We start from the raw sequence: 14,728 nt of genomic DNA on the forward strand, positions 1-14,728 counted from the left end.
CCGATCTCCAGCGGCTCGACCGTCTGGCGAAGCTGTTCGACCAGATCTCCGCCGAGATCGAAGCGGAAAAGACCGGGCTGGAGAACCGCTATCGGTCGACGGCAACCAACGCCGCTTTCCTGGTCGAGGCAATGGAGAACGGCTCCGCGTCGACAGACAAGTCGTCGGATGTCAACACGATGACCGGCGCGATCCTGAATTACGAGCGGCGCATCGCCGAACTCACGCGTCAGAAAGGTCTGATGAAGGAACTGCGTCATTCGCTCGACGCGATTGTCGAAGATGGTGTCGGGCAACCCGGTTCGCGGGCCGCACAGGCAAGGTCTGCGGGCAGAGGCTGACAGCGCTTCCAGGCGCGGTCATAGCTGCAAAACATTAGAGGAGTAAGAGGGGGGAGGATCAGAAGCGGCTCTCTGGAGGCGGGCCAGGAATGACTTTGGGTTGGGGCGGACAGCACAAAGGTAAGTTTGTCATGAACGCATATCCGAACGACACCTCCACCGCGGCTGCTTGCAGCATGCCGCGCGCGAATTCGAATAGGTCGAAGACGCTTAAGCTCTGGCTCGCCGGCGCGCTGGTTGCGGCCGCGGCCGCCATTGTGGCACCACCCCATTCGGTGCATGCCGAGGAGATGCAGAGCGCGCCGTCCTTCGTCGACAATTTTTCGAATTTCGACCGTTCGCGCTGGTTCGTCTCCGACGGCTGGAGCAACGGCAATCATCAGAACTGCACATGGTCGAAGGACCTTGTCCGGCTTTCGGACGGCGTGCTGTCGCTGAGCTTCGAAAAGCGCAAGCTGAAGGATCGCGACTTCGCCTGCGCCGAGGTCCAGACCAAGCAGCGCTATGGCTACGGCGTCTATGAGGCGCGGATGAAGACCGATACCGGATCCGGCCTCAATGCCGCCTTTTTCACCTATATCGGACCGCAGGACAAAAAGCCCTGGGACGAGATCGACTTCGAGGTCCTCACCAAGGACCCGACCAAAGTCCAGGTGAACAGCTACATCCAAGGCAAGCCGAAGAACGGCAAGCTGGTCGACGTCGAAGGCGGCGCCGATAAGGGCTTCAACGACTATGGGTTCGTCTGGGAGAAGGACCGGCTGCGCTGGTATGTCAACGGCAAGCTGGTCAACGAGGTGACCAACCCGGACGAATTGCCGACCAATCCGCAAAAAATATTCTTCAGCTTGTGGGGCAGCGACAAGCTGACCAACTGGATGGGCGCCTTTGCCGATCCCGGCCGCAAGGTGACCATGCAGGTCAAGCGCATCGCTTTCACAGCGCTCGGCCAGCCGTGCCAGTTCCCGGAGTCGCTGGCATGCACCATAACCAACAGCAACTAGGCATGTCCCCCAAAGTAGGAACTGGTTTTGGGATGCGGATCATGCCGAATATCTAGGCCTCATGGGCCTGGGGGACATCTTAACTGGCCGGGCCGTTTTGCGGCCCGGCCTTAAACAGGAATAGAACCAAATGAATTTGACGGTGTTTGGAATTGGCTATGTCGGTCTCGTCCAGGCCGCGGTGCTTGCGGAAGTCGGGCACGAGGTGGTGTGCGTCGACATCGACGAAGCGAAGGTGGAGCGGCTCAACCAGGGTTTCATCCCGATTTTCGAGCCAGGACTGGAAGCTCTCGTCAAGGAGAACCACGCCGCCGGCCGCATCCGCTTCACGACCGACGCGGCCGCGGCGGTCAAGCATGGCCAGATCCAGATGATCGCGGTCGGCACGCCCCCTGGCGAGGATGGCTCGGCCGACCTGAAGTACGTGCTTGCCGTCGCCGAGGCCATCGGCCGCGAGATGGACGCGCCCAAGATTGTCGTCGGCAAGTCCACCGTGCCGGTCGGCACCTGCGAGAAGATCAAGGAAAGGGTCGCCCAGACGCTGAAGGCGCGCGGCCGCGAGGACCTGACCTTCGACGTGGCTTCGAATCCGGAATTCCTCAAGGAAGGCTCGGCGGTCGCCGACTGCATGAAGCCGGACCGCATCATCGTCGGGACGTCGAGCGAGGCCACCGAGGCGGTGATGCGCGAGCTTTACGCGCCGTTCAATCGCAACCACGAGAAGATGATCGTGATGGATGTCCGCAGCGCCGAGTTCACAAAGTATGCGGCCAACTGCATGCTGGCGACCAAGATCAGCTTCATGAACGAGATGGCGAACCTCGCCGAGCAATTGGGCGCCGACATAGAGGAGGTGCGCAAGGGCATCGGCAGCGATCCGCGCATCGGCTACCATTTCATCTATCCCGGCCTGGGCTATGGCGGCTCCTGCTTCCCCAAGGATGTACGCGCGCTGATCAAGACCGCCGAGGGCGTCAAGTTCGACGCCAAGCTGCTGCGCGCCGTCGAAGAGCGCAATAACGCGCAGAAATCGGTGCTGTTCGACAAGGTCAACCGCTATTTCCAGGGCGCCCTCAAGGGCAAGACGTTTGCGCTGTGGGGCCTGGCCTTCAAGCCGAACACCGACGACATGCGCGAGGCTCCGTCGCGCACGCTGATGGAGGCGCTTTGGGCCGCCGGCGCCAAGGTGCAGGCTTACGATCCGGAGGCCATGCAGGAGTGCCAGGCCATCTACGGCCAGCGCGAGGACCTTCTCTTGTGCGGCACCAAGGAAGCGGCCCTGCGCGGCGCCGACGCGCTTCTCATCTGCACCGAATGGAAGAGCTTCAGGGCTCCCTCCTTCGACGCGCTCAAGGACGCGCTGTCGACACCGGTCATCTTCGACGGCCGCAACCTCTACGACCCGAGGGTCATCGCCCGCTACGGCATCGAATACCACTCGATCGGCAGGATGGCGGCATGACAGTGTTCGCCGCCACCTTCCCGCCGCATGGCTCCGGCGAACGACAGTGGGACCGACAATGATGGGGTGCCGAATGATCGTGCGCGTTTCGGGAGATTCGATCTGATGGTGATGGACGTTCAGCCCGAACAGATCGCCAACGAGCATTTCGACCTCGTCGTCATCGGTTCCGGGTTTGGTTCAGCCTTTTTCCTGCATGAGTTCCTGAAGCGGCGCAAAGCCCGGGTCCTGGTGCTGGAATGGGGCCGCCACAACACGCATGAATGGCAGCTTGACCAGAACGCCAACACCGACATAGACGACGAGAGCACTTATAAGACCGACAATGCCGACAAGCCGTGGAACTACACGATCGGCCTCGGCGGTGGCACCAACTGCTGGTTCGCGCAGACGCCGCGTTTCCATCCCAACGACTTCAGGCTGAAGAGCACATACGGCGTCGGCAACGACTGGCCGATCAGCTATGACGAGCTGGAGCCGTTCTACTGCGACGCCGAGGAGGTCATGTCGATCTCCGGCGACCCCGACATGGCCCGGATGCTGCCGCGTTCGCGACCGTTTCCGCAGCCGCCGCACCGCATGTCGACGCCGGACCGGATGATGAAGGCGGCGCAGCCGGAGCAGCATTTCGTCATGCCGACCGCCCGCGCCCGCGTCGCGACGGCGCAGCGCAACTCATGCTGCGCCAACCTCAGATGCTGGCTGTGCCCGGCCGACGCCAAGTTCACCGCCAACAATGGTTTGATGCACGTCTTCCAGCACGCGGACGTGTCGGTTTGCTTGGGCGCCGAAGTGCGGCGGCTCGACCATTCAGCCGGCTCGGTGCGTTCGGTTGCCTTCCTGCGCGACGGCAAGGAATATTCGGTCAGCGGCGAACTCGTCATCCTTGGCGCCAACGCCATCCAGAGCCCTGCAATCATGTTGCGCTCGGGGCTCGGCGGCGAATTCGTCGGGCTCGGCCTGCACGAATCCTATGGCTGGAACTACGAGGTCTATCTCGACGGCGTCGACAATTTCGACGGCAGCACCATCACCACCGGCTTGAATTTCGGCCTCTATGACGGCCCGCATCGCGCCGAGCACGCGGCGGCGCTGGTCTATTTCGAGAACCGCTGGCAGCACGGCATGCGAGCCGAGAAGGGGCGGCTGCGGCAGGCGCTGCCGCTGGTCATTGTCACCGAAAACCTGCTCGACCCGGAAAACCGGGTGATCCTCGACAAGAACGAGAACGCTTTCGTCAGCTTCAAGGGAGCCTCCGACTATGCAACCAAGGGCATGGCCAAGGCGCTCGAGAGGCTGCCGGCGCTGCTCAACCCTCTTCCGGTCGAGCAGATATTCGATCGCGGCATAAGGCCGACCGAATCGCATGTGCAGGGCACCTTGCGGATGGGCACCGGCCCCGCCGACTCGGTGGTCGACCGCGACATGATCCACCACCAGCTCCGGAACCTCGTCGTCGTCGGCACCAGCACCTATCCGAGCTGTTCCTGCGCCAACCCAAGCCTGACCGCCGCGGCGCTTTCGCTGCGGGCGGCGAGCCGGCTGGCATGAAGGAGGGGTCGATGAAGATCACGCGACGCACCGCATTGGCCGTTGTTGCCGGCGGCATTGCTTCGACCGGCATCGCCGCTGCGGCCGTATCGTCCTTCTCGGATGAGGATCTGGTCCGCCTCACGCTCGAGAAATACTTCGGCCCGCTCAACATGCGCATCGAGCACCTGCAGCAATTCGTGCTCGAATTCCGCAACCGCAACCCGTGGATATTCCCGAGCGAAAAGCTGGCGGACGCGGTGACGCTTTTGGAGACCGTGAGGCTCGACAGGGCGCGCGAATTGCTGCCCAGGCGCAAGCAGCAGGATGTCGGCAATTTCGAGCGCTGGGTCATCGCCGAGTTCCACATGCTGACCGATTATGCCTGGCGCAGCTCGCCCAATGATCCGATCCGCTTCACCGGCTGGCATCCATGCACCAATCCGTTCGCCAATCTCGAGCAGCAGACTGCCTGACACTGCCCGCCGGCATGTTTGCCGGCAAGCCAGGAAAACTGGCCAAGAAAATGTGACAAGGAGCCGAACCATGAAAGTTCTCTTCGCAGGCGGAAACGGCTATCCGCCGCAATTCAGCGGCGGCGTCCAGTCGAGCACCCATCATCTGGCGGAGCAATTGATCGAACACGGTCATGAGGCATCGGTGCTTGCGGCCTTGTTCGGCCAGGGCATGTTCGGATACAAGGCGCGCGCCAAGATGAAGCTCCTCGGTCAGCGCGCCGTCATCGACAATTTCCCCGGCTATCCGGTGGTGCGCGCCTGGTTCCCCTGGGAAGCGGCCGCCTTTGCCGTAAAGAAGCTGCAGCCGGACGTAGCGGTGGTGCAGTGTCACAAATCGGTTCCGCTCGGCAAGGCGCTGGAGGCCGAGGGCGTGCCGCTGGTGGTCTATCTCAGGAATGTTGAATTCCATGAACTCGGGGGCGATCTGCGCGAGCTGAACTCGGCGTCTTACATCGCCAATTCCGAGTTCACGGCGCGCACTTACAAGCGCGAGTTTGGCATCGATTCCACGGTAATCCCGCCGACGATCAATCCGGCCTCTTACAGCACGCCGACGACGGGCGAGTACGTCACCTTTATCAATCCCTACGAGGAAAAGGGTTTCGAGCTGGCGGTGCGGATCGCGGCCGCCTGCAGGGAGATCCCTTTCCTGTTCGACGAGAGCTGGAAGCTGGATGACGATCACCGCGCCCGCATCGCGGAAACGATCGCGCCGTTCTCCAATATCAAGCTCGAAAACCGCACCGACGACATGAAGACTCTCTACGGCCGCACCAGGATCCTGCTGGCGCCGAGCAAATGGGAAGAGGCGTGGGGTCGCGTTGCCTCGGAGGCCCATTGCAGCGGTATTCCCGTCGTCGGCTCGCGGCGCGGCGGACTGCCCGAAGCGATCGGCTCCGGCGGCGTCGTGCTGGACTATGACGCGCCGCTCGAGGACTGGGTCACGGCGCTCAGGCGGCTGTGGAACGATCGCGAGGAATATGAGCGAGTCTCGGAAGCCGCGCTCACGTTCTCGCAGCGCCCGGAACTCGATCCCGAGCGCCAGTTCGCCACCTTCTTCGCCTTGCTGGACAGGGCTGCCAGGCAGCGCGCCCGGCGCGCTGCTTAATGCATGTCGCCCAGAAATCTGCAGCGGTTCTGGGGCGCGACAGGCATCAAAACGACGACCCAAACGTCGACTGAATGCGATTCGGCGCGAGGCACCTTAAATCCGCGTTAGGTTTTGCTTACGCTGGTCTTTTGACCCGGCTCTTCAGCATTTCATAGGCGCGTTCGCCGAGCAGGGCGCGCGCGGCGGTCTTGATGACCTTCTTGCGCCCCTCGGGCGAATTGATCTGCCTGAGCCGTGCCGGCAGGTTGCGGGCCGCCTGCTCCAGCGCCGGCAAGGAAAACGCGTCGGGAAAGCTCACGATGTTGGTTTCGACGCACAGCACCGGCTTGCCCGATAGCTTGGCGATCTTGAGCGCCTGCTCGTGCTCGCTCTCGATGAACAGGATGGCGTCCGACTTGCGATAGAACTCGGCCTTGAAGCTGCCATGCGCGCCAAGCCGCTGCCGCTCGGCCTTGCTCGGCAGGTCGAGCATGACGAGATGGTCATATTTGATCTCGTGCTTGGCCAGCCAGGCTTCAGTCAGCTTGCGATACTTTTCCAGCCGGCTGGTCACCAGCCAGCCGATCTTGCGCGTCGGCCCGAGAAGCGGCCGCGCCTCGGTGAGGAATTTTTCGTAGGCCGGCCCGTCGTCATTCTCGTCCGCGGTCGGATCGAGGCAAAGCACGCCGTCTATGTCGACGCAGCATTGCTCGAGGAAGACGTGATGCATGAAGTTCCACTGGAACATCCTGGGATGCGGCACGACCTCGAAGACGATATCGGTTTCCTTGTGCTGCGAAAGCAGGCCGAACACGGCCGCGTAGACGAAATCGCCCGGGATGCCGGCAGCCGCGATTTTGCTGCGCGCATCGCGCATGGCGTTGCCGCCGCTGACGCTGTCGTCGATCACCAGGATCTTGCGCATTTCGGAATGCTGCCGATCGAGCGCCGCACGCCGCTTGGTGATCCCCGAGGTGTAGATCTTGCCGGCGAGAAAGCTGTCGAGATCGGTCATCGGGATATTCGCCGTCAGGCTGACCAGCGTCGCGGCGAGGATGCCGCTTCGCGGCACGCCAACCACCAGGTCGATGTCGCGCGGCAGCCGGTGCAGGTTCCGCGCGATCGCGTCGTTCATGTCTGAGATCGATCGGTAATTCATGCTGTTGCCTAACCCTCAAGAATCAGCAGTTTTGGGCTGTCCGGCGGCGGCCGGAATGCCTGGCGGTTTGCGCCGGCAAGGTCATTTCGCCTCGCTGGGCGCGGGCGAAAACCCGCGCGCCGGGATCAGCCGCAGGGCCTCCCGAAGCGCCTCGCGGCCGGCGCCGAAGGCGAGCGCGACGATGATGGTGACGACATAGGACAGCACCGCGCCGCCTGCGAGAGCGATGATGGGCTGCGCCGGCAGCATCGGCTTGGCGACCCAGACCAGGGCCAGCGCCAGATGCGCGCCGAGCACGAAGGGGGCGGCTGCGTGCAGCACATGGCTCGCCTGCAGCGGCCCGGCCTTGCCGACATAGAGCCAGAGGAAAGGCGTCCGCAGATATTCGCTGACCGCATAGGCGACCGCGACGCCGAGCGCGCCATAAGGCAGGCCGATGGCGAAGGCCAGCACCGAGGTGACGGCGGTGATGATGCCCCAGCGCATGAAATCGCCCGAACGGCCCTGGCTGACGAACAGCCATCCGGCCGGATTGTTCAGCGGCTGCAGCAGGCCGGCGAAGCCCAGCGCGAGGAAAATGTTGGCACTCTCCCGCCATTGCGGGCCGAGCACGAACGGAATGAGCGTATCCGACATGGCGGTGGCGAAGGCCACGCCCGGCAACGCCACCAGGAGGATCAGCGGCATGACGCGCAGATACGCGCTGCGATAACGGTCCGGCTCGTCCTTCAGCCGCGAAAGTGCCGGCACCATCACCTTCGACAGCGGGTTGGTGATCTGGCTGAGCGGGAAGAGCAGCAGCTTGTAGGCGCGATCGTAGAGGCCGAGCTGCGCCTCGCCCCAATATTTGCCGATCAGCACATTGTCGAGATTTCGGGCAAAGAAATTGGCGAAGTTGAAGCCGGTGATGCCGGCGCCGAAATTGATCAGCTGGCTGATGCCTTCGACCTTGCGCGGCAGCCCCGGACGCCAGCGCGATGACACCCAGTAGCAAAGCGTCGGCAACACGGCGCCGGTCAGCGTGCCGGCAAAAAGCGCCCAATAGGAGCGGTCGATGAAGGTCCAGGCGATCGAGACCACAAGGCCCGTAACGGCGCTGGCGACGTCGATGACGGCGAGCCGGCTGAATTCCATGCGGCGCGTCAGCAACGCCAGATGCTGGGCGCCGAGACCATAGGCCATGATCTGCAGGCCGAAGGCGGCAACCAGCCCCGTGACGCGCGGCTCGCCGTAGAAGGCGGCCACCAGGGGAGCCGCCGCAGCAAGCACGCAGGCCAGGATCGCGCTCACCGCCGTGTTGATCCAGAAGAGGTAGTTGACCTCCTCGTGCCGGATGCCGGTTTTCTGGATCGTCGCCTGGGTCAGGCCGAAATCCTGGAACAGCGCGATGAAGGCGAGCACCGGCGCGCACATCGCCACGACGCCGAAATCCTGCGGCGACAAAAGCCGCGACAGCACGATGACCGACACGATTTGGGTGGCGACCCGCACGCCCTGCGCCATCGCGGTGACGACGGCGCCGCGCCCGACCGATCTGCGCAGGGAGCCCTCGGGCGGATCGAATGCACTGGTTTCCAAATTCTGGATTCCTGATTTTGCGCCAGTCATCATCGCGACCGGCGCCCGCCGCCATGCACAAACTACCGCAAGAGGTTTTTGCAGCGCAACAAAAAATGTGCGCCGATTGCTACGCTGCACCAAAAATGTTGCGATGCAGCAAAAGCTGTACTAGCATCCCCTCTTGGGTGGCGGGCCCAAAAGCGGTCGAGTTTCATGCTGCATGTCTTGTACCTCGTGCATGACATATCCGACCCGGCGGTGCGCCGGAGGATAAAAATGCTCAGGGCAGGCGGCGCCGGGATAACCCTGGCGGGCTTCCGTCGCACCTCCAATCCGATCGCCGAGATCGAAGGCATCAAGCCCGTCGACCTCGGACCGACGCGCGATGGCCGATTCGCCCAGCGCATCGGCGCAGTTGCCAAGGCCGCCATGTCGATCGGAACCAAATTCGCGGGCCTGGCGCGACCCGACCTGATCATCGCGCGCAATCTCGAGATGCTGGCGCTTGCCAGCCGCGCCAGGCGCGCTTTCGGCGCCAGCGTGCCGATCGTCTACGAGTGCCTCGACATCCATCGGCTGGTGTTGCGCAACGACCTGATCGGCAAGACGTTGCGCGGCGCCGAACGCCATCTGGCCCGCGACGTCAAGCTTCTGGTGACCAGCTCTCCCGCCTTCGTCGCCAATTATTTCAAGCCGTTCGGGCAAATCGCGGCGCCGGTCGAGCTGATCGAGAACAAATATTTCGACACCATGCCCGTGCCGGCGGATCATCGTCGCGAGGACGACAGCCCGGTAGCGCCGCCTTGGCGCATCGGCTGGTTCGGCGCGCTGCGCTGCCGGCGCTCGCTGGAGCTCCTGGCCGAGTTCACCCGCCGGCAAGACGGACGCTTCGAAGCGGTGCTCAGGGGCCGTCCCGCGCTCTCCGAATTCCCGGATTTTCATGCCTTTGTCGAAGCCGAGCCCTGGCTTTCCTTCGGCGGTCCCTATCGTAATCCGGAGGACATGGCGGCGATCTACCGCGAGGTGCATTTCTCCTGGGCGATCGATTTCTTCGAGCAGGGCCAGAATTCCGAATGGCTGCTTCCCAACCGGCTCTACGAAGGCTGCCGCTTCGGCGCCGTGCCGATCTCGATGGCGAGCACCGAAACCGGCCGGTTCCTGAAGCAGCAGGACATCGGTGTGCTTCTGTCCGAGGCCACGTCCGAAGGACTCGACACCGCGCTCGGCCGAATGGGTCAGGAACACTACGGCAAGCTGAAGTCGCGGGTGCTGGCACGCAATCCGCGGACCTGGAGCTACGACCGCAGCGATTGCCTGGCTTTCGTCGACAAGCTGCGCGGCCTGACCGCCGGTCGCGGGAGCTTTGCGACCGAGGCGCTGGCATAGGATGGCTAAGAATGGACAAAACCCGATGACGCGCACGACGGCATCGAGCCTGATCGTCATCCCGTGCCTCAACGAGGCCGCTCATATCGGCGGGCTGCTCCAGCGGCTGCGGCCGGCCGCGGCGCGGCTCGGCGCGCGCATCGTCGTGGCCGACGGCGGCAGCACCGATGGCACACAAGGCATCGTCGAAGAACTCGCTGCGGAGGATCCACGCGTCATCCTGATCGCCAATCCGAAGCGCATCCAGAGCGCGGCGATCAACCTTGCGGTGGCGACCTTCGGCGACGACGCCGACTATCTCATCCGCATCGATGCGCATGGCGGATATCCCGCCGATTATTGCGACAGGCTGGTCGAGGAAGCGCAAGCTACGGGTGCCGATTCGGTCGTCGTTTCGATGCTGACCAGCGGCACGGGCGCGGTACAGAAGGCCGTGGCGGCGGCGCAGAATTCCAGGCTCGGCACCGGCGGCTCCAAGCACCGCCACATGTCGGCCGGCGAGTGGGTCGACCACGGCCACCATGCGCTGATGCGCATTGCCGCGTTCCGCGCGGTCGGCGGCTATGACGAGAGCTTCAGCCATAACGAGGACGCCGAGCTCGATCACCGCCTCCGTCTGGCCGGCTACCGCATCTGGATGAGCGGCAAGACGCAGATGGTTTATTATCCGCGCTCCACCTTGAAGAGCCTGTTTTTCCAATATCTCGGCTATGGCCGCGGCCGCGCCAGGAACGTGCTCAAGCATCGCATGATGCCGAAGCTGCGGCAGATGATCCCGCTGCTGGTGTTTCCGGTGGTCCTGATGGCGCTCTTGTCTCCGATCTTTGTTCTGGCGGCCGTGCCGTTTCTGGTGTGGGCGGGTGTCTGCCTCGGTTACGGCGTCCGGACCGCGATCAGCCAGCGGAATCCCGCCATAGCGCTGGCCGGCGTGTCGGTGATGGTCATGCATCTGGGCTGGTCCATGGGCTTCTGGCTGCAACTCTTCGGCCCGCAGCCGTCGCGCGAGGCGGCGTGATGGCTGCGAAGAGGAGCGGCAGCATCGACATCTGCATCTGCACTTTCCGCAGGCCGGAGCTTGCTGACACGCTGCGCTCCATCGCCGCGCTGGAGAACCCCGCCGGTTTCGAGATCGGCATCGTCGTCGCCGACAATGACGACGAGCCGAGTGCGCAGCCGCTGGTGAAGGCGCTGGCGCAGGAACTGAAGCTGCCGATCCGCTATCGCCACGCGCCGGCGCGCAACATCTCGATCGCTCGCAACGCCTGCCTCGATGCCAGCGTCTCGGACCTCGTCGCCTTCATCGACGACGACGAGACGGCTTCGCCGGGCTGGCTCGTCGAACTCGTGGCGACCGCGGAGGCGACGGGCGCGACGGCCGTGCTCGGGCCGGTCCGCGCGACATATCGCCAGGACGCGCCGGACTGGATGCGCAAAGGCGATTTCCACTCGACCTTGCCCGTCTGGGTGCGCGGCGAGATCCGCACCGGCTACACCTGCAACGTCCTGCTCAGGATGACCGAGGAAAGCCTGCGCAACCGGCGCTTCAGCCTGGCGCGTGGCCAGACCGGCGGCGAGGACACCGAATTCTTCGATTCAGTGGTCAAGTCCGGCGGGCGCATCGCCTTTGCCTCCCAGGCCTTCGTCGACGAGGTGGTGCCGAGCTCGAGGGCCGCCTTCGACTGGCTGCGCCGCCGCCGCTTCCGCTTCGGGCAGACGCACGGCCATCTCATCGGGCGCAACATCGGCGGCCTGCGCCGCGTCTGCCAGATCGGTCTCGCCTCGGCGAAGGCGGGCTACTGCTTCGGTATGGCGCTTTTGGCCGCAGTCAGCCCGGTGCGACGGAACCGCAGCATGCTGCGCGGCATTATGCATCTCGGCGTCGTCAGCGGTTTGGTCGGAGTCCGCGAAATCCGCCAGTACGGCATCACTCAGCAGGAAGGGGAAAAGCGTGCAGCCTGACGTCAGCTTCGTCATCGCCGCTTACAACGCCGAGGCAACTCTCGACCGGGCGATCGCCAGCGCGATGGCCCAGCGCGATGTCGCGATCGAAGTCATCGTCGTCGACGACCGGTCGAACGACCGCACGCGCGATGTCGCGCGCGCTTATCCTCAGGACATCGTCACGGTGGTCGCGCTTCCCGCCAACCGCGGTCCTGGCGGCACCAGGAATGCCGGGCTCGATCTGGCCCGCGGCCGCTGGGTCGCCGTGCTCGATTCCGACGATGCCGTCCTGCCCGGCAGGCTGGCGGCCATGATCGCTAGGGCGGAGAAGGCGGGTGCCGAGATCGCGGTCGACAATGTCCAAGTCGTGCGCGAGGACGGCACGCCCGAAGACATGATGTTCCCGACCGGGTATCTCGAAGAACTCGGCGAAATCTCGCTGACCGACTATATCGCCGGCAACATCGTTTTCGAGTCCCGCTTCAACCTCGGATATCTGAAGCCGATCTTCCGGCGCCGTTTCCTGGACGACAATCAACTGCGCTACGACGAAAAGCTGCGCATCGGCGAAGACTACATTCTTCTGGCGAGCGCGCTGGCCAAAGGCGGCCGCTGCGTGGTCGAGCCGACCGTCGGCTACGTCTACCATATCCGCACCGGCTCGATCTCGCGCGTGCTCGAGTTGCATCATGTCGAGGCGATGGCCGAGGCCGATGCCGCGTTCGCGGCCGCGCATTTCATGGACGACGGCGCCAAGGCGGCTTTCGCCAGACGCGGCCGCAGCCTGCGCAAGGCGGCCTCGTTCCTGTCATTGGTGCACCACATCAAGGCGCGTGCGCCGCTGAAGGCGATACGCACGGCGCTCAGCGATCCGGCCGCGGTCCGGCATATGTCGATGCCGATCGCGGCTCGGCTGAGAAGGGTTGCGGCACAGTTTGCCGTGGGCACGGGGAGGTGAAGTATGCAGGCGCATGGAATGCGGTTTCATAGCCAGCGATAGGTAAAAAAGCGATATCCTCAGAAGGAATAAGCGATGCAGAAAGTCAGGAAGGCAGTCATACCGGTGGCGGGGCTCGGAACGCGGTTCCTGCCGGCGACCAAGTCGATGCCGAAGGAAATGCTGCCCGTCGTCGACAAGCCTGTCGTGCAATATGCCGTGGACGAGGCCTTCGAGGCCGGCATCGAGCACATCGTCTTCGTCACCGGGCGCAACAAGGCGGTCATCGAAGACTATTTCGACCTGCACCCTGAACTGATCGGGACCCTCGAGCAGACTGGCAAGAAGGCGCAGCTCCAATCGCTGGAAAGCTTGCTGCCGGTGGCCGGCGCCACCTCCTTCATCCGCCAGCAGTCGCCGCACGGTCTCGGCCATGCCGTATGGTGCGCACGCGACGTGATCGGCAACGAGCCCTTCGCGCTGCTGCTCCCCGACATGGTGTCCTTCGGCGCGCCGGGCTGCCTGGCGGAAACCGTCGACCTCTATCAGCGGACCGGCGGCAACGTCATCGCCGTCGAGCGCTGCGATCCTTCGGAAACCAGCAAATACGGCATCGTCGGCCGCGGCGCCGAGGTGGCCTCGGGCTTCGAAGTAACCGCCATGGTCGAGAAGCCGGCCCCCGCCAACGCGCCGTCGAACTTCTACATCAACGGCCGCTATATCCTGCAGCCGGAGATCTTCGCCCTGCTCGGCACCCAGCAACGCGGCGCCGGCAACGAGATCCAACTCACCGACGCCATGGTTCGACTGGCTGAAAGCCAGCCTTTCTATGCCCAGCCCTTCAACGGCCGCATGTTCGACTGCGGCTCCAAGGAGGGCTTCATCGAGGCCACCATCGCCTTTGCTCTGGCGCGCGACGACATGAAAGGACCTGTCTTCGAAATGCTGCAGCAATTCGTCCGGTCGCACGAGCGCCGGGAAGTAGCCGCATAATGCCCAAATTTTGGGTGCATATGCGAAATCGCGATGGCGCGACAGCCGCGCAAGCGCTTGGCCTTCTTGGCCGGGCGCTCCGTGGCACGAATGTTGCGTGGCCTTTTCTGGTAACGACGACACTCTTCGAAGGCCGGTAGCGCCTGCAACCTGGAATTGGACCGACGATGAATTATGCCAACTTTCCTCTCGACAAGAGGATGCCATTGCCCAGCACCGAACCGGAAAAGGGTGAAGACTTCATCGACATCGAGCGTCTGCTTGGCATGGCCGCCCGGCAGGCCAAGGTGGTGGCGGTCTGCGCCGTCATCGGTCTGTTCCTGGGTGTGATTTATCTCCAGACGACGCCCAAGCAATACACCTCCCTTGCGAGCGTGCTGATTGACGACGGCCTGAACAAGGTCGTGGACGACATTTCGGCTGTCAGTGCCACGCAGCAGACGGACGCGACGATCCTCAGCCAGATCGAGATACTCAACTCGGCGCGGCTGGCATCGGAGGTGGTCGACAAGCTGAAGCTGGACCAGAACCAGGAATTCATGAACCCGCCGCAATCGGCTTTGGCCCAGGGAATCGGATTCTTGCGCGGCATCGTCGGCTATTTCCGCAGCGGCGGCGCCAACCAAATCCCCGGGATCGAGAATGTCGATGCCGCAACGCGCGAAGCCATGATGAAGGCGGCAACCCATGACTACGCGGTCCTCGTGCTGCAAACCGGATTGATGGCGGATCGCAACGGCCGCAGCAATGTCATCAGCATCGGCTATCAGTCGACCAATCCGGCTTTGGCCACGGCCATCACCAAGG

At 63.6% G+C, this 14,728-nt stretch carries 14 protein-coding genes; 12 read left to right on the forward strand and 2 right to left on the reverse strand.

The annotated features are described in order from the left end of the window. The 6 genes from EOA79_RS21100 to EOA79_RS21125 form a co-directional block, all read left to right on the forward strand. Positions 1 to 341 (forward strand): hypothetical protein (locus tag EOA79_RS21100; protein ID WP_128293244.1); only part of this gene is annotated, 341 nt, incomplete at its 5' end. A 131-nt stretch (positions 342 to 472) separates the two neighbouring features. Further along, the gene (locus EOA79_RS21105; protein ID WP_095824328.1) at positions 473 to 1,345 is read left to right on the forward strand and encodes a glycoside hydrolase family 16 protein; all 873 of its coding nucleotides are present in this window, start codon (positions 473 to 475) and stop codon (positions 1,343 to 1,345) included. A 130-nt stretch (positions 1,346 to 1,475) separates the two neighbouring features. After that, positions 1,476 to 2,807, forward strand: coding sequence for a UDP-glucose/GDP-mannose dehydrogenase family protein (locus EOA79_RS21110; protein ID WP_095824327.1), 1,332 nt, complete (start codon positions 1,476 to 1,478; stop codon positions 2,805 to 2,807). A 105-nt stretch (positions 2,808 to 2,912) separates the two neighbouring features. Beyond that, entirely contained in the window at positions 2,913 to 4,358 is a 1,446-nt protein-coding gene (locus EOA79_RS21115) for a GMC family oxidoreductase (RefSeq protein WP_095799211.1), read from the forward strand. Between the two features lie 11 nt (positions 4,359 to 4,369). After that, on the forward strand, positions 4,370 to 4,813 hold the full coding sequence (locus EOA79_RS21120) for a hypothetical protein (protein WP_095824415.1): 444 nt from the start codon (positions 4,370 to 4,372) through the stop codon (positions 4,811 to 4,813). A 70-nt stretch (positions 4,814 to 4,883) separates the two neighbouring features. Next, a complete protein-coding gene (locus tag EOA79_RS21125; protein WP_128293246.1) occupies positions 4,884 to 5,963 on the forward strand; it encodes a glycosyltransferase in 1,080 nt (359 codons plus the stop codon). 118 nt (positions 5,964 to 6,081) lie between these two features. On the opposite strand, the gene EOA79_RS21130 is transcribed toward EOA79_RS21125, so the two are convergent. Both EOA79_RS21130 and EOA79_RS21135 read right to left on the reverse strand, forming a co-directional pair. After that, positions 6,082 to 7,104, reverse strand: coding sequence for a phosphoribosyltransferase (locus EOA79_RS21130; RefSeq protein ID WP_067324235.1), 1,023 nt, complete (start codon positions 7,102 to 7,104; stop codon positions 6,082 to 6,084). A gap of 81 nt (positions 7,105 to 7,185) precedes the next feature. Further along, a complete protein-coding gene (locus EOA79_RS21135; protein ID WP_095824414.1) occupies positions 7,186 to 8,682 on the reverse strand; it encodes a lipopolysaccharide biosynthesis protein in 1,497 nt (498 codons plus the stop codon). A 195-nt stretch (positions 8,683 to 8,877) separates the two neighbouring features. Between EOA79_RS21135 and EOA79_RS21140 the strand changes: the two genes are divergently transcribed. The 6 genes from EOA79_RS21140 to EOA79_RS21165 all read left to right on the forward strand — a co-directional run. Then, positions 8,878 to 10,050, forward strand: a complete 1,173-nt coding sequence (locus EOA79_RS21140; protein WP_095824326.1) for a glycosyl transferase family 1 — start codon at positions 8,878 to 8,880, stop codon at positions 10,048 to 10,050. Between the two features lie 25 nt (positions 10,051 to 10,075). Further along, the gene (locus EOA79_RS21145) at positions 10,076 to 11,065 is read left to right on the forward strand and encodes a glycosyltransferase family 2 protein (protein ID WP_095824413.1); all 990 of its coding nucleotides are present in this window, start codon (positions 10,076 to 10,078) and stop codon (positions 11,063 to 11,065) included. Further along, positions 11,065 to 12,009 carry a glycosyltransferase gene (locus tag EOA79_RS21150; RefSeq protein ID WP_095824325.1) on the forward strand — a complete coding sequence of 315 codons (945 nt, stop codon included), beginning with the start codon at positions 11,065 to 11,067 and terminating at the stop codon, positions 12,007 to 12,009. Before EOA79_RS21145 ends, EOA79_RS21150 begins: the two co-directional genes overlap by 1 nt. Continuing rightward, positions 11,999 to 12,949: a glycosyltransferase family 2 protein gene (locus EOA79_RS21155; protein WP_127335200.1), complete on the forward strand. Its 951-nt coding sequence runs from the start codon at positions 11,999 to 12,001 to the stop codon at positions 12,947 to 12,949. Before EOA79_RS21150 ends, EOA79_RS21155 begins: the two co-directional genes overlap by 11 nt. A 75-nt stretch (positions 12,950 to 13,024) precedes the next feature. Beyond that, complete coding sequence (gene galU, locus EOA79_RS21160; protein WP_095799217.1) at positions 13,025 to 13,921, forward strand: UTP--glucose-1-phosphate uridylyltransferase GalU; 897 nt, start codon at positions 13,025 to 13,027, stop codon at positions 13,919 to 13,921. A gap of 200 nt (positions 13,922 to 14,121) precedes the next feature. After that, positions 14,122 to 14,728, forward strand: a 607-nt coding sequence (locus tag EOA79_RS21165) for a Wzz/FepE/Etk N-terminal domain-containing protein (protein WP_348631865.1), incomplete at its 3' end; no start/stop codon positions are given.

It is taken from the genome of Mesorhizobium sp. M1A.F.Ca.IN.020.03.2.1, assembly GCF_004023205.1.
Taxonomy (GTDB): Bacteria; Pseudomonadota; Alphaproteobacteria; order Rhizobiales; family Rhizobiaceae; genus Mesorhizobium.